The sequence below is a fragment of the Micromonospora sp. RB23 genome (assembly GCF_053585025.1).
On the sequence record NZ_CM132111.1, the window covers coordinates 6,652,446 to 6,669,878 of the forward strand.

Consider the following 17,433-nt stretch of genomic DNA (forward strand, 5'->3'; position numbering starts at 1 on the left):
CGGCCGGGGTCAGGCGCGGGGGGCGAGGTGGATCGCCGCGTTGTCGATCAACCGCGTGGTGCCCACCCACGCGGCGATCACCAGGCGGGCCGGCCCGGACACCGGCCCCGGCTCCAACTCGGGATCGGTGAGCACCAGGTAGTCGAGCTGGGCGCCGGGCGTACCGGCCCCGAACGCGGCGTGCGCGGCGGACAGCACCTCGCCCGCGTCCAGGCCGTCGTCGGCGGCCCGCGCCCCCGCCCGCAGCGCGGCGGACAGGCTGAGCGCCGCCGCGCGCTCGGGCCCGCTCAGGTAGCGGTTGCGGCTGGACAGCGCCAGCCCGTCCGGCTCCCGGACCGTCGGCACGCCGACCACCTCGACCGGGACGTCCAGGTCCCGGGTCATCCGGCGTACCAGGGTGAGCTGCTGGTAGTCCTTCTCACCGAAGAACGCCAGGTCGGGACGGGTCAGTTGGAGCAGTTTCAGGACCACGGTGAGGACGCCGTGGAAGAAGCCGGGGCGACTCGCGCCCTCCAGCTCCGCGCCGAGCGGACCCGGGTCCAGGCGCACCCGAGGTTGGCCGTCGGGATACATGTCGGCCACCGAGGGAGCGAAGACCAGGTCGGCGCCGGCCCGCCGGCACACCTCCAGGTCGGCGTCGAGCGTGCGCGGATAGCGGTCGAAGTCCTCGTTCGGCCCGAACTGCAACGGGTTCACGAAGATCGTCACCAGCACGTGGTCGGACTGTTCCCGGGCCGCGCGAAGCAGGGTCTCGTGCCCCTCGTGCAGAGCGCCCATGGTCATCACCACGCCGACGGTGCCCTTCAGCGACCCCCGGGCCTCGTCCAGCTCGGCACGTGTGTGCACCACCTGCGTCATGCCGCCACCTCCCGATCCGTCCCGGCGAGAACGCCGAGCAGCGACTGCGCGTCCACCGGTCGAAGCCGGCCGGCGGCGATCGCCCGGTCGGCCGTACGCCGGGCCAGCGCCAGGTAGGCCGGGACCGACTCCGGCGCGGTGGCGGCCAGCCGGGCCAGGTGCCGCTCGACCGTGCCCGCGTCGCCCCGGGACACCGGACCGGTCAACGCGTCGTCGCCGAGGCGCAGCGCGTTCTCCAGGGCGGCCCGCAGCAGTGGGGCGAGCACCTTCTCCGGGCGGGCCACCCCGGCGTCACGCAGCCGGTCGGACGCCTCGTTCACCAGGGTCACCAGGTGGTTCGCGCCGTGGGCGAGCGCGGCGTGGTACAGCGGACGGTCCGCCTCGGCCACCCACTCCGGCACGCCACCGAGGTCGGTGACGAGCCGGGCGGCCAACGCGCGCAGCTCCGCCGGAGCCGTCACCCCGTACGAGATGCCGTCCAGGCGGGCCAGGTCGTCCGGCGTACCCGTGAAGGTCATGGCGGGGTGCAGGGCGAGCGGCCGGGCGCCGACCGCGGCGGCCGGCGCCAGCACGGCCAGACCGTGCGCGCCGGAGGTGTGCGCGACCACCTGACCCGGACGCAGGGCGCCGCCCTCGGCGAGATCGGTGACCATCCCGGCCAGCGCGTCGTCCGGCACGGCGATCAGCAGCAGGTCGGCGGCGGCGCGGGCGACGGAGGCGACCGGGCGGCGGGGCACGTCGGGCAGCAGCAGGGCGAGGCGGGCGCGACTGGCCCCGGAGTCACCGGCGACGGCGGCCACGTGGTGCCCGGCGGCGGCGAGCGCCGCGCCCAGCACGGCCCCGACGCGGCCCGCGCCGACGACGCCGACGGTGAGTGGGCGGGAGGTGGCGCGGACGCCGGTGTCGGCGCGATCCCACGAACCGGCAGGCCCGTGTGGGGCGGCCGGGCGCGGGCGCAACGGTGCGCTCATGACGACGATCCAGTCCTCGAGAAGGGGTACCGGTCGATGGCAAGTATGCGCCCGGCTCGCCGAACCGGAACAAGCATGTGAAAACCTTCACCACTGCCCGGGGCACCGGTTCCCGGAGCGCAGATCTTGTCCGGGGTCTACTGCCGCTAGCCCGCGGGTGACGTGATCGCGCGCAGCTCGGCGGCCACCTCGGCGATCAGGTCGCTGAGCGACGCGTCGCTGCCGGGCGCGATCCAGCGGGCGTACGCGACCCGGAAGACCGTGGCGCCCGACTCGGTGGCCAGGGTGGCCGTGGTCTCGTCGAAGCCCTTGGCGTGGAGGGCGGCGGTGACGGCGGCCACCAGGGACCCCGTCTTGCGCAGTTCGCGCTCCCGCAGCTCCGGACTGCTCTCGATGACGGCCTGTCGCGCCCGGACGAGTTCCAGGCGGTCGGCGAAGATCTCCTCCGCCACCCGGCGGAAGGCCGCCACCACCGCGTCGAACGGGCCGGCGTCCCGCTCTGCCACCGACTTGACCAGCACCTCTTCCAGGTGCCCGCTGCCGCTGAACAGGGCTTCGCGCTTGTCACCGAAGAGCCGGTAGAAGGTGCGCTTGTCGAGACCGGCCCGCTCGGCGATGTCGGCGACGGTGGTCTGGTCGAAGCCACGCTCCCGGAACAGCTCGAAGGCGGCCGCCTCCAGGCGGCCGCGCGCGTCGGGTTGCCAGCGGGCCATGCGGCCGATGGTATCCGATGTCACAGTGCGACATTGCTTCCCGCAGGGATGTCGCACTGTGACATCACGCGAGGTACGGTGATGTCGCAATGTGACATCGGTACTCACGAAGGACGCACCATGCGCGTATTCGTCACCGGCGCCTCCGGCCACCTCGGCTCGGCGGTCGTGCCGGAACTCCTCTCCGCCGGACACGACGTCGTCGGCCTGGCCCGCTCGGACACCTCCGCCGCCGCCATCGAGAAGCTCGGTGGCGAGGCCCGCCGGGGCGACCTGTCCGACCTCGACGTGCTCCGCGACGAGGCGGCCGCCTCCGACGGGGTCATCCACCTGGCGTTCCGCCACGACCTCATGCTCGACGGGAACCTCGCCGGCGCCGCCTCGGTCGACCTGGACGCCCTCACGGCACTCGCCGACGGCGTGGCCGGCTCCGGCAAGCCCCTCGTCGGCACAGGTGGAACCGCCATGCTCGTCATGGGCGGCATCGTCGGCCGCCCCGGCACCGAACAGGACACCTTCCCGGGCGGCGGCTACCGGATCGACGCGGAGAACCTCGTGGCCGGCCTCGCCTCCCGTGGAGTGCGCTCCTCCGTCGTCCGACTCGCCCCGACGGTGCACAGCTCACTCGACCGGTACGGCTTCATCGCCGCCATCATCGCGAGCGCCCGACGGCACGGATACGCCGCGTACGTCGGCGACGGCGCCAACCGGTGGCCGGCCGTACACACCCTGGACGCGGCCGTGCTGTACCGACTCGCCCTCGAGAAGGCGCCGGCCGGCGCACGCCTGCACGGCGCCGCCGACGAAGGAGTCCCCTTCCGGCAGATCGCCGAGGCGATCGGCCGCAACCTCGACATCCCGGTCCGGAGCATCGACGCAGACGAGGCGGCCGAATACTTCGGCTTCCTCGAACGATTCGCGCAGATGGACAACCCGACCTCGTCCACCGTCACCCGCGAGCTGCTGGGCTGGACCCCGACCCACCCCGGCCTGATCGCCGACCTCGACGAGGGGCACTACTTCCGGGGCTGAACCCGGGGCCGCGCGACGGGGATCGGGAGTCGTCACCGGACCGGTGGCCGTAGGGTCGGCACGGTGACGCCTCCTGCATCCCGAACGACCTGATGCCGATCCGTTGGCGGGACGCGATGAGCCAGGCCCTCTACGGGCCGGACGGCTTCTTCGTGGCCGGCGCCGGGCCGGCCGACCACTTCCGGACCAGCGTGCACGCCTCCCCCGCCTTCGCCACCGCGCTGCTGCGCCTCCTCGCGCAGGTCGACGCGACCCTGGGCTGTCCGTCACGGCTCGACGTGGTCGACGTCGGTGCGGGACGAGGGGAGCTTCTGCTCGCCCTGCGCCGCCTCGTCGCGTCCGCCGACTCCGTCGGGGTTGCGGTGGGGGTTTCCGGGGAGCCCGCCCACTCCGGGCGGTCAGGCTTGATCCCTGCGTGGTCGGGCTCCCCGGAAACCCTGACTCCGGCGGCCGCCGTCCGTCGGTCGCCCGACGAGCCGTCGTTGGTCGCCGGTCGTCCGTCGCTGGCGGAGCGCGTCCGCTTCACAGCAGTGGAGTACGCCCACCGCCCGGAGAACCTGCCCGAGGACATCCACTGGACATCGGAGATCCCCGACGGCATCACCGGACTGCTGCTGGCGACCGAGTGGCTGGACAACGTTCCGCTGGACGTCGCGGTGCACACCGAGGGTGGCTGGCGGTACGTGCTGGTCGACCCCTCCACCGGTACGGAGACGGTTGGTGAGCAGGTCAACGCTGCCGACCTCGACTGGCTGACCACCTGGTGGCCCGGTCCTCGGGGCCCTCGGAGTGCGGACCGTTCCGTAGCCGGTGGTCAAACCTCGCCGGATGCGACGAGCGGAAGCGGGTCGGGTCTCCGGGCAGCCCGGCCGGCGCAGGGATCAAGCCTGACCGCCCGGAGCCGGCCGGGCTGCCCGGAGACCCCCCACCGCGACCAACCGAACCCGCACAGCGACCACCGAGCAGAGATCGGCAGACCACGGGACGAAGCATGGGCCGATGCGGTGGGCAGGATCAGCCGAGGGTTGGCGGTGGCGGTGGACTACGGGCACCTGCGGGACGGCAGACCGGTGGACGGGACGTTGACCGGCTACCGCGGCGGGCGGCAGGTGCCTCCGGTGCCGGACGGGTCGAGCGATGTCACCGCGCACGTGGCAATGGACTCGGTCGCCTCCGCCGGCGCGGCGGTCGCCCGGTGTGCGTACTCCCTGAGCTTGCAGGCCGAGGCGCTGCGGGCGCTCGGGGCCGACGGCGGCCGACCGCCGCTCAGCCTGGCCGGCACCGACCCGGCCGGCTACGTGCGGGCGCTGGCCGCGGCGTCGGCGGTGGCCGAGCTGACCGACCCGGTCGGGCTCGGCGGGCACTGGTGGCTGCGCCAACCGGTCGGCATCCCGCTCCCGCCGGCCGTGGCACGATGACGGGCATGAGCACCGACGCCGGGGACCTCCGCGAACTGACCGTCGGCACCGGGGCCGGGCTGGTCGCCGGCACCGGCGATCAGCAGCTCGGCACCGACATGGTGCTCAACATCGGCCCGCAGCACCCGTCGACGCACGGCGTGCTGCGGTTGAAGCTGGTGCTCGACGGCGAACGGGTGGTCGCCTGCGAACCGATCATCGGCTACATGCACCGGGGCGCGGAGAAGCTTTTCGAGGTACGCGACTACCGGCAGATCATCGTGCTGGCCAACCGGCACGACTGGCTGTCGGCGTTCTCCAACGAGCTGGGCGTGGTGCTCGCCGTGGAACGCCTGATGGGCATGGAGGTGCCCGAACGGGCCACCTGGCTGCGGATGGCTCTCGCGGAGCTGAACCGCGTGCTCAACCACCTGATGTTCCTCGGCTCGTACCCGCTGGAGATCGGCGCGATCACCCCGGTCTTCTACGCGTTCCGGGAACGGGAAACCATCCAGGCGGTGATGGAGGAGGTCTCCGGGGGCCGGATCCACTACATGTTCAACCGGGTGGGCGGCCTGAAGGAAGAGGTGCCGTACGGCTGGACGGGACGGGCACGCGCGGCAATCGGCGAGGTTCGCCGGCGGCTGCCCGACCTGGACCACCTGATCCGGCGCAACGAGATCTTCCTGGCCCGTACCGTCGGGGTGGGCGTGCTGTCCGCCGCCGACGCCGCCGCGTTCGGCGCGTCCGGGCCGGTGGCCCGCGCCTCCGGCCTCGATCTGGACCTGCGCCGGGACGACCCCTACCTGGCGTACGACGAGTTGGACGTCCCGGTGGTCACCCGGACCGCCGGCGACTGCCACGCCCGCTTCGAGGTGCTGCTCGACCAGGTGTACGCGTCGCTGGACCTCGCCGAACAGTGCCTCGACCGGGTGGACCGGCTCACCGGGCCGATCAACACCCGCCTGCCGAAGGTGCTCAAGGCCCCGGAGGGGCACACGTACGCCTGGACGGAGAACCCGCTCGGCATCAACGGCTACTACCTGGTGTCGCGGGGCGAGAAGACGCCCTGGCGGTTGAAGTTGCGCACCGCGTCGTACGCGAACGTGCAGGCGCTGGCCACCCTGCTGCCCGGCTGTCTCGTGCCGGACCTGATCGCCATCCTCGGCTCGATGTTCTTCGTGGTCGGCGACATCGACAAGTGACCGGAACGCCGGTCACCGCCGACGGTCCGGCGGGTCAGCGCCAGCGGTCGGTGATCGGGGCGCCGCCGGCTCGGGGCGCGTCGTCCTGCGGCGGGTAGCCGTACCGTTCCTCGACCCGACGGCGGCCACCCCGCTCGGGGGCGGGTTCCGGCTCGTGGCCACGTTGGCGCGGCGGACGCCACTCGTCCGGCACGGGCACGCCGCCGACCGGCAACGCCGGCCGACGCTCATCCTGCCAGCGCGGGTCCTCCTGGCGGCGGGCGTCCTCGTGCCAGCGCGGGTCCTCCTGGCGGCGTGCCTCTTCGTGGCGGACGGACGCCCAGCGGTCCGCCACCCGGTACTCGGTGCCCGTGGCGTCGGCCTGCACCTCGGCGCGGCGCTCCCCGACGCGCAACTCCCGGCCGTTGTCGTCATCGCGGACAGCCGCCCAGCGGTCGCCGGCCCGCAACTGCGACCAGTACTCGCCGGTGTCGTCCGCCCGCAGGGCGGGACCGGGCTGCGGGGCACCGGCCCGCTCCGGCTCGACCTGCTCCGACCAGCCACGCCGCTGCGCCCGACCGTCCCACGCGGACTCGTCGGCCGGCGCGTACGCGTCGCGCTGGTCGGTCCACGCCGGCTCGTCGCCACGAGCCGTCCAGCGGGGCTCCTCCTCGCCACGCTCGGGTCCGCCCCAGCCGGAGCCGTCGCGGGGGCCCGCCGAGGCCGCCTCCCCCCGAGAGGAGTGCTGCGGACCCCAGGACCGGTCGCGGTCGTCGTCGCCGTACGCGGACCGGGGTTCCCGCGCGTCATCCCGGGACCGGGCACGCCCCTGGGTGCCGCCCCGCGTCCACTCCTGGGCCGGCGGGGTCCACTGACCGGCGTACCCGCCGCCGTAGCGTCCACCCGACTCGGCCGGACCGCCGTCGACGACGGTGTGCCGGGTCGTGACGTGCACGGTCTCGGTGTGCCGGACCACGCCGACCGGCCGGTGCGTCGGCTCCGGGCGGTCGCGCTCACGCGCACGGTCGTACTCGCGCGGCGGGTCGTACTCCCGCGGGCGGTCCTGCTCCGGCGGGCGGGCGGCGGCGCCGTACACGCTGCCGGCGGGGGTCTCGGGAGCGTCGGCGGCCCGGTGGCGGTACGCCGGTTCGTCGTCCGCGCGCTCGTCGCGACCCCACCGGCCGGCGGCCTCGTTCGGTGCCGGCACCCGTACGCGAGCGGCGACCTCGTCGGTGACCGGGCCCCGGCCGGCGGTCTCCCCCGCGGCCGGTACGCGCACCCGGGCGGCCGGGGCGTCGCCGGGGACCGGAACCCGGCTGCGGGCGGGCGGGGTGTCGTCCACCGGTTCGGCCGCCGTCACGCGGGCGCGGCTGGCCGCCGCCGGCTCGGCCGCCGGGGCGCTCCCAGCGAGGGCCGCACCGGTGGCGTCGAGGCGGCGGCGGATGGCGGCGACCCCCTCCTGGGCGCGCTGCGCCTGGTCGAGCGCCTGGTTGCCGCGCTGCGCGGCGGCCACGATCTCGGCGCGCAGCTCCCGGCGCAACTCCTCGATCTCGTCGAGCAGCTCCTCGACCCGCGCCGATGCGCCGTCGCCGTCGGGGCGCAGCGCGATGGAGAGGCCGATCAGCACCACCGCCACGATGGCGAGCACCGCCGCGAGACGCAGGGGACCGTTACCGTCGGCCACCAGGAGGATCAACGCCGCGACGGGCGCCAGCGCCACACCGCCCCAGAAGAGCACGGTTAGCAGGAGCGGTTGACGCCGGGCGTCGGGGGTGACCGGGGCTGGCATGGGAGTGCAGCCTACCGACGATCCGCGGCGGAGGAAACGGGTCCCGGACGCACGGACGTCCCCACCCCCGCGCGGGGGTGGGGACGTCCGTGAGCCGCCGGAAGGGGCCTCAGCTCGTGGCGAAGGCGCTGTCCGAGGAGAAGACCAGACCAACGCTGATCTTGCCCTCACGCAGGCCGTTCTTGGTCAGCGGTCCGCCCTGGTCCAGGGAGGAGAACGAGCCCACCGAGAGGCCGTAGGTCTTCTCCAGGCCCGGCTTGCAGAACGGACGCTGCTGGCACTCCGGCGGGCCGCCCAGCACCGTGGCGCTGCCGGAGCACTTCGCGGCCAGCTCGGAGAGGGTCCGCACGCCGTACTTGTCGGCGAACTCCTGGGTCACCGCGAAGGCGTTCTGGTCCTGCGCGGCGGCCGGCGCGCCGAAGGTGATGCCCACCTTGTCGCCCTCGGCCTTGAGCGCCGTCAGCGTGGTGTTGATGTCGGGCGAGGAGACGGGCGGCGGGTTCTGGCCGTTGGCCTTGGTGTTGAGGAACTCGGCCATGGTCGACGCGTACTCCGGGACGACCTGGATCTCGCCCTTCTCCAGCGCCGGCTCGTACAGCTCCCGGTTGCCAATCTGCTGCACCTTGACCTGGTAACCGGCGGCGGTGAGCGTGATGCGGTACAGCTCGCCCAGGATCTGGCTCTCGCTGAAGTTGGCGGCGCCCACCACGATCTCGCCGCCCGGGCCCTTGGCGATGCCCGCGGTGAGGTTGTTGGCGCTGGCGAACTCCTCGGCCGCGACCTTGGGGGTCTTGCGGTCGACGTCGACGGCCTTGTTGAGCTGGACCAGCTTCGGCGTGTCGAGCGCCGCGGAGACCTTGTCCAGCGCGGCGATCAGCTGCGGGTTGGCCACCTTGCTGTTGACCGCCGGAATGACGTTGTCCGAGTTCTGGAGCTTCTTGTCGTCGGTCAGCGCGATGAGCTGCTTGCCGGCGACCGGTGCGCACCCGGCGCCCGAGGCGCTGGTCTGCGGGGCGTCGGTGCCGGACGAGCCGGCGTCCCCACACCCGGTGAGAAGTGCTGCCCCGGCCACGACGCCGACGGCGCCGATCGCGAGACGTGTACGTGCGCGCATGTGCCGCCCGCCTTCCGTGTCCCGGCGCGACCCGTCCCGGGCCGGCCGCGTGTCCGACGGGCGATCCTGGATGTCGGTCGCCCGCAATTCCCACCCAACATGGTCCACGGCCGACCGACAACTCGGGATGGTCTTCGTCACCGCATCGTCACCGACCGGCCCGCCGCCGGTCGCCGCTTCGGCGTCCGCTCACCCGGACGGAGCACGCCCGGTGACGGATCAGGCCCGGCCGGTGGCGTCCGCGGGTCGCGGACGGCCGGCGCGCTGCCGGCCCCTGCGCAGTGGACGAGGAGTGACCAGGCGTTCGACGATCCCGAGCAGCAACTCGGCCAGCAGCGCCAGGCCGGCCACCAGCACACCGCCGGCGACGATCTGCCCACCGCCGACGGCGATGCTCAGACCGAACCCGGTGCGGATGATCTCGCCGAGCCCACCGCCGTTGACGAACGAGGCCAGCGCGGCCGTGGCGATGACCTGCACGGCCGCCGTCCGGAAACCGGCGGCCAGGTACGGCACCGCCAACGGCAGTTCCACCCGCCGCAGCAGCTGCCCGCCGGACAGGCCCATCCCGCGGGCCGCGTCGCGTGCCTCCGGGTCGACCTGGCGTACGCCGGTGTAGGCGTTGGCCAGCAGCGGCGGTACGGCGAAGACGGCGAGCGCCACCACCACCGGCGTACGGCCGAAGCCGAGGAACGTCAGCGGCAGGATGGTCAGCAGTGCCAGGGTGGGGATGGCCAGGGTGGCGTTGGACACCAGCACCACCAGACCACCGCCGCGACCCGCGTGCCCGAGCCAGAGCCCGACCGGCCAGGCCACCAGGCAGCCGAGCGCCACCGCCAGGGCGGAGATCGTCAGGTGCTCGCCGAGGCGGTCCAGGATGCCACCCGGGTTGGTCCAGTTCAGCGGGTCGTTGAGCCAGAGCACCCCCTGCCGCAGGGGGTTCTCGGCGGCGCTCACCGGACGCTCCGGGCGGCCCAGGGGGTGACCAGCCGGCCGACGAGGACCAGCAGCAGGTCGAGCAGCACCGCCAGCGCCACGGAGAGCACGGTCCCGGTCATGATCTCGGCCTTGTAGAGGTTGTTCTGGAAGCCCGCGAAGATCAGTTGCCCGAGGCCGCCGTGCCCGACGAGCACCCCGACCGTGACCAGCGCGACGGTCGACACGGTGGCCAGCCGCAGCCCGGTCAGGATGCCGGGGATGGCCAGCGGAAGGTCGATCCGGAACAGTCGCCGCCACCGGCCGTAGCCCATGCCCTCGGCGGCCTCGCCGACCTCCGGCGGCACCTGGTTGAGCCCCGCCACCACGTTGCGGACGATCAGCAGCAGCGCGTACAGGACCAGCCCGACCAGTACGGTGGTGGCGCCGGTCCCCAGGTATGGCGCGATGAAGGCGAACAACGCCAGCGACGGGATGGTGTAGATCACTCCGGTGACGCCGAGGATCGGGCCGGCCAGTGGGCGGAACCAGTACGCGAGCACGGACAACGGCAGGGCGATGAGCACCGCGATCAGCACCGCGCGCCCGGTGAGGGAGGCGTGTTCGCGCACGGCGGCGAGGATCGTGTCAGAGTTGTCCCGCACGTACTGCCAGGAGAACCAGGGGTTACCCGGGTCGGCCCGGTAGCTCAGGCGGAAGGACATACGTGGACGTTACCCCGGAGGCCCCCGGCGCAGCCGAATCCCCTCGCGCGGCGTCGATCTCCCTGCAGGGCATCCAGAAGCGCTACCCGAACGGCACCGAGGCCGTCCGGGAGCTGAGCCTGGACGTCAGGGCCGGCGAGTTGGTGGTGCTGATCGGCCCGTCCGGCTGCGGCAAGTCGACGGTGCTCCGCATGATCAACCGTCTGATCGAGCCGACGGCCGGGCGGATCATGCTCGGTGACGAGGACGTCACGGACGCCGACCCGGTGCGGCTGCGCCGCCGGATCGGCTACGTGATCCAGAATGTCGGCCTCTTCCCCCACCAGACGGTCCGGGCGAACGTGGCCACCGTCCCCGGCCTGCTCGGCTGGTCCCGGCAGCGGACCCGCGCCCGGGTCGACGAACTGCTCGACCTGGTGGGACTGGACCCGAACCAGTTCGGCCGCCGCTATCCGCACGAGCTGTCGGGCGGTCAGCGGCAGCGGGTCGGCGTGGCCCGCGCGCTCGCCGCCGACCCGGTGGTGCTGCTGATGGACGAACCGTTCTCGGCCGTGGACCCGATCGTCCGGGCGCGCCTGCAGGAGGAGTTCCTCCGCCTACAGGCCGAGGTGCGCAAGACGATCGTGCTGGTCACCCACGACCTCGACGAGGCCGTCCGGCTCGGCGACCGGATCGCGGTGCTGTCCGAGGGCGGGCACCTCGAGCAGTACGACACGCCGGCCGCGTTGCTCGGCGCACCCGCCACCGCGTTCGTCCGCGAGTTCGTCGGCGCCGACCGGGGCATCCGCCGGTTGGCGGTCACGCCGCTCGACCGCGAGTCCCTGGAGCCCGTGCCCGGGGACGCCCCCGCGGACCTGCCCACCGTGGGGCTGGACGGCACGGCGTACGACGCCCTGGCGGCACTGCTGACGTCGGGGCAGGACCGGCTCCTGGTGACCGATGACGGCCGCCCGGTGGGCGCGCTCAGCCGTCAGAGCCTGCTCGGCCCGGGTCGCTAGACGCCGGCCTGTTCGGCGCTGGCCGGCTGGGCCCACCCGGCCTGGCTGCCCACCCTGCTCAGCCTGCTCGGCCCTGGCTGGCTAGCCTGCTCGGCCCTGGCTGGTCAGGCCCGGCCGCCGAGACTCGCGGTGCCGATGATCCAGCCGGTGAGGAAGCCGTAGCCGGCGCCGGTGCTCGCATCCTGCAACGCCTTGAGCAGCGACGGGTCCGGGCCGAGCAGCGCCGCCAGCACAGCGGCGAGCCCGCCGGCCAGCACGTACGCGGCCCAGCCGGAGAAGAACTGGCTCACCGGGCCGGGCACCCGGGCCACCTGCGCGGCGGGCAGCAGGTAGAGCAGCGCCACCGCGAGGAGCACCAGCGCAACGGCCCGCAGGTCGGCGGCGAACAGGCCACCGGCCTGCCCGTCCGCGTCCAGTCGCCACGCCGGCCAGGCGAGCAGGCGCAGGTAGAAGCCGCCCGCCGAGGTCGGATCGGTCAGCGTCGTGGCGGCCCAACCGGTGTACGCCGGGCTGCCACAGATGCCGACCAGCAGCAGTACGGCGAGCGCACCGGTACCGGCGGCCGTCCCGTAGCCGGTGACCGGACCCGAACGGACGAGCCCCATGATCCGACCCGCCGACCGGCCGGACCTGGCTTGCGTCGGGCGGCTCAGTGCTTCAGCAGGTAGTCGATGAAGGCGGCCCGCAGCAGCGGCGCCGACTCCTCGTAGCCGTGCCCGGTCAGCTCCCGCCACAACGCGTTCGCCTCGTCGATCGTCGGACCGATCGAGTTGGGCGCGCCGTCCAGCACCGTGGCCTCGTCCGCGTTCGGCAGGTGTCGCAGCACCGACCAGTAGAAGCCCACGTCGTGACGCTCCCGGGCCCGGGCGAACGCCCGCTCCCGCAGTTCCTCCGTGGACAGCGCGTCGAGTTCCTCGAACGAGGTTCCGCCGGGGGCGGCGGCTGGTGTGTCGGTCATGCGGCGAGCCTAACGGGCGAGATCACCGCCGGCTCGGCGGACGCGACACGGCTCACCGGTCACCGGCGTCCCAGCGCCGCGGGCTGTCCTCCCAGCGGGGGTCACGCCACGGGTCGGCCGGTTCCGGTGCGGGCGGCGTCGGCAGCGTCGGAGGCCAGTTGTCGGCCGCCTGGGGTCGGGGGATGCTCCAACCCGAGCTGATCGTGCCGTCGGCGACGGGCTCGGGCTTCTCCACGGCGCCCGGCCGGGGCCGCCCGAACGTCTCGACCAGCCGGGTCACCAACAGCCCGACACCGAGCGCCACCCCGCCCACCGCCCAGCGGCTCACCGACCAGTCGCGCTCCGGCGCGTACGCCTCGAAGACCGTGACCAGGCCGACCGCCAGCACCGTGCCGAACACGCCACCGCGCCGCCCGTACGCGCTGGTCCCGCCGAGCAGGGACACGCCGATGGCGAGCACGGTCCAGTCCAGCCCGGAGGTGGGCGTGACCACGCCGGGAGGATTGGCGGCGAGCAGGACCCCGGAGAGCGCGGCCAGCACGGTGGAGCCCACCAGCGCCAGCGCGGCGACCACGGCGGCCAGCGCACCCCGGCGGCGGGCCGGGTCGGCGATCGGCCGGTACCGACCAACCAGCCGGCGGATCGCCCGGATCGCGCCGAACAGACCGCCGAGGACAGCGACGGCGGCGAACCCGGCGAAGAGGTAACCGGCCGTCCGCCGCGGGTCGTAGTCACCCTGCACCAGCACCGGCGCCGACCGGCGCTCGATGTACACCACCACGCCGACGGCGCCGGCCAGGCTCGCCGCCCAGGCGGGTACCTGCAACCCCACCACGACCAACGCCAGCACGAGACCACCCACCGCGGCGACCACGACGGCCGAGCCGACGGACGGGCTCAGCCCCCGGTCGCCCTGCTCCGCGTAGTGCAGCGCGGCGGCGACCGCCACCGGCCCGACGGCCAGGTTCGGGACGGCGGTACGCAGACTCAGGCCGGCGGCGAGAGCGAGCAGCCCCAGGCCGACCGCGTCGACGAGCAACGTGCGCAGGTCGGCACCGCGCAGCGCGTCCGGATCGGCCCGCCAGAGCAGCCAGCCCAGGGCGGCCAGCCCGGCCAGCAGCAGAAGTTCCCAGCACACGTGCACGCCGACACGGTCGCGGCCCGGCTCGCCGTGGGTGGGATCGTCGAAGACGTTCTCCAGGACGGCGGCGGGAACCGCGGGCGTGGGGTCGACCGACCGCTCCCGGTCCGTGTCTTCGTACCCCATGGCACCGCCTCCCCAGTGGCCGGCCGCTCCCGTCCCGGCACACGGACGGACCGGGGCGGCCGTTGCTCTCCGATCGGAGGCACCGTACCCGCGGCCGGAGCCGGGCGTAACCCCCTGCTCAGCGCTGGCCGGGGCGGCTCTCCCGCTGGTCCTGCTCGTGCTCGTCGTCCGGACGCTCCGGGACGCGGCAGGAACGCTCCAGCCACAGCGCGGCGCCCACCAGCGCCAGCGACGCCAGCAACCCGCCCCCGGCGGCCGGCCGGTCCTCGGTGGCGGCGCGCGTGGTCTCCACGAAAAGCCACCCGCTGAGTCCGGCGTAGAACCCGGCGAAGATGGACCCGGCCAGCGCCGACGCCTTGGCCAGCACCACGAACCGAGCCACCAGCAGCGGATTGACGGGATCCCGACCGGGCTTCCGGTCGATGCGGCCACGCGTGTTGACGGCCGCGTACGCCTCCAGCACCGCGAGCGCGGCAAGCGTCACCACCGGCAGCCACGGTAGGCGGGGGATGCCGCTGTAGTAGAACGCGCTGATCAGCAGCCAGGCCACCGCCGCCGCGGCCAGGGCGGCCACGACCAGCGTCGAGATCCGGGTCGGGCCCATCCGCGACCCGTCCGGGCCCGGCGGTGGGGACTTCGCCTGGCTCATGCCGGCCGGCTCCACTGGGTCATGCCGTCGACTCTAACGTCAGTTCCGGCCGGGGACGCAGTTCCAGCGCGTCGTCGGCGGCCGGGCCGGACGTGAGCAGATCGGTCAGCCAGCCGTGGCCGGGCAACCGCCCGTACGGCTGGATGTCGATCCACGGTCGCAGCACGAACGCGCGCAGGTGGGCGCGAGGGTGTGGGAGGGTCAACTCCTCCTCGTCGCTGAGCACCGGCTCGCCGTCGTCGCCCCACACCGCGATCACGTCCACGTCGAGGGTGCGCGGCCCGAACCGCCGCCGCGGGTCACGGACCCGACCGGCCACGCGCTCCGCCTCGTGGGCCCGCTCCAGCCAGTCGCGGGGAGTCGCGCTCCCGTCCTGGACGAGCACCACGGCATTGAGGTACGCGGGCTGGTCGGCGTCTCCCCACGGTGGAGTCTCGTACACCCCGGAGACCACCAGCACGGCGTCGCCCAGCGTCGCGACGGCCGTCCGGAGGTGGTCCAGGCGATCACCGAGGTTGCTGCCGAGCGACAGCACGGCCCGGGTCACCGGGTACGCGTCCGCGTCATCGTGACGGCCACGTCGGTGAACGTGTGCGGCACCGGCGCCTCCGGCTTGTGCACGGTGACCGTCGCGGTGACGACCCGCTCGTCGGCCAGGCAGACCGCGAGCAGCCGGTCGGCCAGGGTCTCGATCAGGTTGACCGGTTCCCCGGTCACCACGGCAACCAGCCGTTCGGCCAGCTCGCCGTAGTGGACCGTGGCGGTGACGTCGTCGCTGGCGGCGGCCGGGGCGAGGTCCAGTTCCAGGACGGCGTCGACGACGAAGTCCTGCCCCTGTTCCCGCTCGAAGTCGTACACCCCGTGCCGGCCGTGGGCCCGTAGGCCGGTCAGTTGGATCCGGTCGCTCATCGGTCTCCCTCCCGCCCGCCGGTCCGCTCCTTGCAGTGCGCGGACGCGAGGCGCGGCCCGCCGGTGGCGGTCCAGACGGCGAGCGCGTCCACGGTGGCCCGCACGTCGTGCACGCGCACACCCCAGGCGCCGGCCGCGACGGCCAGCACGCTCGTGGCCACGGTGGCGGCCTCCCGCTGGGCGGTGGGTCGCGGCGTGCCGTCGGCGGCGGCGAGCAGGCGACCGAGGTACGACTTGCGGCTGGCGCCGAAGAGCAGCGGGTATCCGAGGTCCAGCAGCTCCGGTAGGCGCGCGCTGAGTTCCCAGTTGTGGGCGGCCGTCTTGGCGAAACCCAGACCGGGATCGATGACGATGCGGTCGGCGGCGACCCCGGCGGCCAGCGCCGCGTCGACACGTTGTCCGAGCTCGACGCGTACGTCGATGACCACGTCGGTGTAGCTGGCAAGGTCGCGCATCTGCCGGGAGTGGCCACGCCAGTGCATGAGCACCCAGGGGCAGCCGGCGTCCCTGACGACGCGGGCCATGTCGGGGTCGGCCAGTCCGCCGGAGACGTCGTTGACCACCGCGGCGCCCGCGCCCAGCGCCGCCTCGGCCACCCGTGCGCGGCTGGTGTCGATACTGACCGGCACCCCGGCGGCGCTCAGCTCGCGGATGACCGGCAGTACGCGTTCGGCCTCGGTCGCCGCGTCGACCCGGTCGGCGCCCGGGCGGGTCGACTCGCCGCCGATGTCGACCAGGTCCGCCCCGGCCTCGCGCAGACGGACGCCGTGTCCGACGGCAGCGTCGAGGTCGGCGTACCGTCCGCCGTCGGAGAAGGAGTCCGGCGTGACGTTGAGGACGCCCATCACCACCGGGCCCGGAGCCCGTACCAGATCGGTCACGACTAGACGGTACCGGTCGTGGCGACGGAGCTCGGCGACCCGGGTCGACCATCCCTGACGTGCGCATTGGAACAGGTGTACGATCGGTCGTCCGGGCAGCAACGGGCAGCCCGTTCGCGGCTTGTCGCAATCCGGGGCGGCCCGTACGCTTTGGAATTGGCCAGCATGGAGATGGCGAAGTCTGGAGGGAGGGCCGAAGCGGGGAAAAACCGCCCAAAGCTCGCCACTCTCCGTGGTGAGTAACGAACACAGGGTCGAAATCGCTGCGCCCTGTCTGCAGATTTCCCGCCAGGCTTGCCTACTGCACCGCCGCGGCTCCGCCGGCCGCGATATGGGGAGGTTCCAGTGATCGCCTTCGAGCTCATGGAGACGGCGTCGTCCGGCGTCGCCCACGCGCTCTCCACCCTGGCGTCGGCTCCGCTCGCCGAGCCGGCGCCGAAGGGGATCGACACCAACGGTGTGGTCACCTTCTTCGCCAGCAAGATCGCGCCGATCCTGCTCGCGGTCCTGGGCGTCATCTTCATCGGTCGCGCCAGCCGGGGCGAGATTTCCAAGGTCCTGACGAGTTCCGCGATCGCCATCGTCGGACTGGCCTTCATCGCCGGCGCGGCAACACTCTTCTTCGTCGGCGATTACCTGATCGACCTGATCTTCGAATAGGCGCGGTCACCAGATGCGGCTGCGCACCGACGACGACATCTACCGGGCCCGCCTGGTCTACCTCGGGCCGCCCGGCTACACCCTTCCGGTCCACCTGCCCTACGCCCAGTACGGGCTCTTCATCCTGCTCGTCCCCCTCTACATGTTCATCCACTGGCTGTTCACGTTGACGGTCGACCTCTTCCCTGCCTGGGAGATCGCGCTCGCCATCGTGACCACGTCGTTCATCTTCCGGCACGTCGACCCGGACCGGCCGGCGCGGGTGGTCATCCGCACCGCGCTGACCGACTGGCGACGTACCCGGGAGCCGGCGGTCGAGCAGCGCGACCCACGTCTGGTCGGCAGCCGGATCAGGATCCGGGAGGAGCTGGCATGACCGGGGGTACGTCGATCGGTCTGTTTCACGCGGGTGA

General features: G+C 73.4%; 20 protein-coding genes. 6 read left to right on the forward strand and 14 right to left on the reverse strand.

Annotation, left to right across the window (positions count from 1 at the left end; genetic code table 11):
• Positions 1 to 9: 9 nt before the first annotated feature.
• The 3 genes from panC to ACTFTM_RS30435 all read right to left on the reverse strand — a co-directional run bounded on the left by panC (position 10) and on the right by ACTFTM_RS30435 (position 2,542).
• Positions 10 to 858 (reverse strand): pantoate--beta-alanine ligase, encoded by an 849-nt coding sequence (panC, locus tag ACTFTM_RS30425; RefSeq protein ID WP_449563735.1) that lies wholly within the window; start codon positions 856 to 858, stop codon positions 10 to 12.
• Complete coding sequence (locus ACTFTM_RS30430; RefSeq protein WP_449563736.1) at positions 855 to 1,829, reverse strand: Rossmann-like and DUF2520 domain-containing protein; 975 nt, start codon at positions 1,827 to 1,829, stop codon at positions 855 to 857. Before ACTFTM_RS30430 ends, panC begins: the two co-directional genes overlap by 4 nt.
• A gap of 146 nt (positions 1,830 to 1,975) precedes the next feature.
• The gene (locus ACTFTM_RS30435) at positions 1,976 to 2,542 is read right to left on the reverse strand and encodes a TetR family transcriptional regulator (protein WP_449563737.1); all 567 of its coding nucleotides are present in this window, start codon (positions 2,540 to 2,542) and stop codon (positions 1,976 to 1,978) included.
• Between the two features lie 120 nt (positions 2,543 to 2,662).
• Between ACTFTM_RS30435 and ACTFTM_RS30440 the strand changes: the two genes are divergently transcribed.
• From ACTFTM_RS30440 to ACTFTM_RS30450, 3 genes are all read left to right on the forward strand, one after another.
• Positions 2,663 to 3,574 carry an SDR family oxidoreductase gene (locus tag ACTFTM_RS30440; protein ID WP_449563738.1) on the forward strand — a complete coding sequence of 304 codons (912 nt, stop codon included), beginning with the start codon at positions 2,663 to 2,665 and terminating at the stop codon, positions 3,572 to 3,574.
• Between the two features lie 92 nt (positions 3,575 to 3,666).
• Complete coding sequence (locus tag ACTFTM_RS30445) at positions 3,667 to 4,992, forward strand: SAM-dependent methyltransferase (protein ID WP_449563739.1); 1,326 nt, start codon at positions 3,667 to 3,669, stop codon at positions 4,990 to 4,992.
• Positions 4,989 to 6,176, forward strand: coding sequence for an NADH-quinone oxidoreductase subunit D (locus tag ACTFTM_RS30450; protein ID WP_449563740.1), 1,188 nt, complete (start codon positions 4,989 to 4,991; stop codon positions 6,174 to 6,176). The genes ACTFTM_RS30445 and ACTFTM_RS30450 overlap by 4 nt, the downstream gene beginning before the upstream one ends.
• 34 nt (positions 6,177 to 6,210) lie before the next feature.
• Here the strand turns inward: ACTFTM_RS30450 and ACTFTM_RS30455 are convergent, their stop codons facing one another.
• The 4 genes from ACTFTM_RS30455 to ACTFTM_RS30470 form a co-directional block, all read right to left on the reverse strand.
• Complete coding sequence (locus ACTFTM_RS30455; protein ID WP_449563741.1) at positions 6,211 to 7,944, reverse strand: hypothetical protein; 1,734 nt, start codon at positions 7,942 to 7,944, stop codon at positions 6,211 to 6,213.
• 109 nt (positions 7,945 to 8,053) lie between these two features.
• Positions 8,054 to 9,058: a glycine betaine ABC transporter substrate-binding protein gene (locus tag ACTFTM_RS30460; protein ID WP_449563742.1), complete on the reverse strand. Its 1,005-nt coding sequence runs from the start codon at positions 9,056 to 9,058 to the stop codon at positions 8,054 to 8,056.
• 219 nt (positions 9,059 to 9,277) lie between these two features.
• Positions 9,278 to 10,015 (reverse strand): ABC transporter permease, encoded by a 738-nt coding sequence (locus tag ACTFTM_RS30465; protein WP_449563743.1) that lies wholly within the window; start codon positions 10,013 to 10,015, stop codon positions 9,278 to 9,280.
• Entirely contained in the window at positions 10,012 to 10,698 is a 687-nt protein-coding gene (locus tag ACTFTM_RS30470; protein WP_449563744.1) for an ABC transporter permease, read from the reverse strand. The genes ACTFTM_RS30465 and ACTFTM_RS30470 overlap by 4 nt, the downstream gene beginning before the upstream one ends.
• A 2-nt stretch (positions 10,699 to 10,700) precedes the next feature.
• Between ACTFTM_RS30470 and ACTFTM_RS30475 the strand changes: the two genes are divergently transcribed.
• On the forward strand, positions 10,701 to 11,696 hold the full coding sequence (locus ACTFTM_RS30475; protein ID WP_449563745.1) for an ABC transporter ATP-binding protein: 996 nt from the start codon (positions 10,701 to 10,703) through the stop codon (positions 11,694 to 11,696).
• A 104-nt stretch (positions 11,697 to 11,800) separates the two neighbouring features.
• On the opposite strand, the gene ACTFTM_RS30480 is transcribed toward ACTFTM_RS30475, so the two are convergent.
• From ACTFTM_RS30480 to folP, 7 genes are all read right to left on the reverse strand, one after another.
• Positions 11,801 to 12,301: a hypothetical protein gene (locus ACTFTM_RS30480; protein WP_449563746.1), complete on the reverse strand. Its 501-nt coding sequence runs from the start codon at positions 12,299 to 12,301 to the stop codon at positions 11,801 to 11,803.
• Between the two features lie 44 nt (positions 12,302 to 12,345).
• Complete coding sequence (locus tag ACTFTM_RS30485) at positions 12,346 to 12,654, reverse strand: hypothetical protein (RefSeq protein WP_449563747.1); 309 nt, start codon at positions 12,652 to 12,654, stop codon at positions 12,346 to 12,348.
• A 52-nt stretch (positions 12,655 to 12,706) separates the two neighbouring features.
• Positions 12,707 to 13,921, reverse strand: coding sequence for an ABC transporter permease (locus tag ACTFTM_RS30490; RefSeq protein WP_449563748.1), 1,215 nt, complete (start codon positions 13,919 to 13,921; stop codon positions 12,707 to 12,709).
• Between the two features lie 118 nt (positions 13,922 to 14,039).
• On the reverse strand, positions 14,040 to 14,570 hold the full coding sequence (locus ACTFTM_RS30495) for a DUF3180 domain-containing protein (RefSeq protein WP_355052490.1): 531 nt from the start codon (positions 14,568 to 14,570) through the stop codon (positions 14,040 to 14,042).
• 19 nt (positions 14,571 to 14,589) lie between these two features.
• Entirely contained in the window at positions 14,590 to 15,117 is a 528-nt protein-coding gene (folK, locus tag ACTFTM_RS30500; RefSeq protein ID WP_449563749.1) for a 2-amino-4-hydroxy-6-hydroxymethyldihydropteridine diphosphokinase, read from the reverse strand.
• Complete coding sequence (folB, locus tag ACTFTM_RS30505; protein WP_422737283.1) at positions 15,114 to 15,479, reverse strand: dihydroneopterin aldolase; 366 nt, start codon at positions 15,477 to 15,479, stop codon at positions 15,114 to 15,116. The genes folK and folB overlap by 4 nt, the downstream gene beginning before the upstream one ends.
• Positions 15,476 to 16,360 (reverse strand): dihydropteroate synthase, encoded by an 885-nt coding sequence (gene folP / locus ACTFTM_RS30510; protein WP_449563750.1) that lies wholly within the window; start codon positions 16,358 to 16,360, stop codon positions 15,476 to 15,478. Before folP ends, folB begins: the two co-directional genes overlap by 4 nt.
• 345 nt (positions 16,361 to 16,705) lie before the next feature.
• On the opposite strand from folP, the gene ACTFTM_RS30515 reads away from it, so the two are divergent.
• Positions 16,706 to 17,020 carry a hypothetical protein gene (locus ACTFTM_RS30515; protein WP_053654780.1) on the forward strand — a complete coding sequence of 105 codons (315 nt, stop codon included), beginning with the start codon at positions 16,706 to 16,708 and terminating at the stop codon, positions 17,018 to 17,020.
• A 13-nt stretch (positions 17,021 to 17,033) separates the two neighbouring features.
• Complete coding sequence (locus ACTFTM_RS30520; protein WP_393221499.1) at positions 17,034 to 17,396, forward strand: hypothetical protein; 363 nt, start codon at positions 17,034 to 17,036, stop codon at positions 17,394 to 17,396.
• Positions 17,397 to 17,433: the final 37 nt, after the last annotated feature.